This is a genomic window from Rhizobium glycinendophyticum (assembly GCF_006443685.1).
Classification (GTDB): Bacteria; Pseudomonadota; Alphaproteobacteria; order Rhizobiales; family Rhizobiaceae; genus Allorhizobium; species Allorhizobium glycinendophyticum.
Map to the genome: position 1 here is coordinate 1 of NZ_VFYP01000013.1, position 1486 is coordinate 1486.

Here is a 1486-nt window from a genome sequence, read left to right on the forward strand (position 1 = left end):
GCTGCTGGCTGCCGGCCGAAACATTTTCCGATGCGGCGAGCGCATCGCTGACGACGCCGCGGAGACGCTCGACCATGTTGCGGAGCGCAATGCCCAGTGTGTCCTTGTCGGAGGCTGGCTTTGGCGAGACGGTGAGGTCACCGTTTGCGATCTGGTCTGCAACGGTTGCCGTGTTGCGGAGGTTGGCCGTCATTTTCTCAATGGCGAGGCCGAGCACATCCTTTTCGGACAGCAGCTTGACCTCTGTCGACAGGTCGCCGATGGAGATCATGTCCGCCAGATGCGCGGTGCTGCGAAGGTTGGCCGTCATGGCATTGACGGAATCGACGAGATCCTTGATTTCATCATTGGTCTTGATCTCGACCTGCTGACTGAGATCCCCGATGGCAACGGCGCCAACGACGGTCTGGATCTTTTTCAGACCCGTGCTGATCCCGGAGATGATCCAGAGTGCGGCTGCGAGCGCGATGATTGCCGCCAGAACAGACGCAGTGATGAGCATGGTCTTGCTCGACCCATAGAGGTCGGCGTTTTCCGCGATCGTCTTTGCCATACCCTTGTGCTGGATCTCGATGAGGCTTTGGACGGCGGCCACCAGATCGCCGGTCAGGGCGCGCAGTTCGCCCATGGAAAGCGTGACCGCTCCTGTATGGTTGCCGGTTGTTTCCATCGACTTCAGCGTTTGCGTCTTCTCCTGGAAGGCGGCCGTCAGATCGAGGATTTTCTGCCAGTAAGGCTTGCCTTCAGGAGAGGCGATGGCAAGACCATCGCGTGTCGACTGCATGAGGGTATCGATCTGCTCGACCGACTGGGAGAAGTATTTTTCGTCATCCGCGGCCGACTCCGCGATCAGCGCGTTCTTCTGAGCGCGGATCGCGTCCAGTGCCGCGACATTGGCTGTGAGCGCCAGTTCCAAGCGCCGGACCGGGCCGTCGACCATCGCGCTGCTGGCGGCGTTGAGTGTCGCCAGGCTAAAGGCGCTGTATGTTGCTAACCCTGCGATGATGAGGATTAGAGTCGCAAAGACGATTGTCAGTTTGAGCTTAATTGTACCACGCATACCCTTGCCCCGATGTTCTCGCCGCCGTTTATCGCGGATATCCTGAAAGTGGTCTTGTTGGGATCAACCCGGCCCTTTCGGCCGGGGTTGATCCTGTCGCTGTCATGCACTCTGCTTGAAGTGCGCATCCTCGTCGTCCCCGGCACCCATTGCGAGGTCGAGGGCAAAGCCCTTGGCGCGTGCCTGTTGGGCAGAGACGCTTTGAGCCGATTTGCGTGCCGGTGCCTTGACCGTCTGCGTCGGTGCCGGCCTGCGGGCCTGCTGGACGGACTGGCTTGCGATGGTGCTGGCCGTATTCACCTTGAAGAAAGCGATCGAAGCCTGCAGCTCTTCGGCCTGGGCGGCGAGTTCTTCCGAGGTGGCCGACATCTCTTCCGAGGCGCCGGCGTTCTGCTGGGTCACCTTGTCGAGCTGCTGGATCGCCTC

The 1486-nt window shown here is 60.4% G+C and carries 1 protein-coding gene and 1 pseudogene; both read right to left on the reverse strand.

Going from position 1 to position 1486, the window contains the following annotated elements; genetic code table 11:
• On the reverse strand, positions 1–1060 hold a 1060-nt coding region (locus tag FJQ55_RS23260), incomplete at its 3' end, for a HAMP domain-containing protein (protein ID WP_140832594.1).
• 102 nt (positions 1061–1162) lie between these two features.
• Positions 1163–1486 (reverse strand): annotated as a pseudogene (locus FJQ55_RS23265) (methyl-accepting chemotaxis protein); the annotation flags it as partial.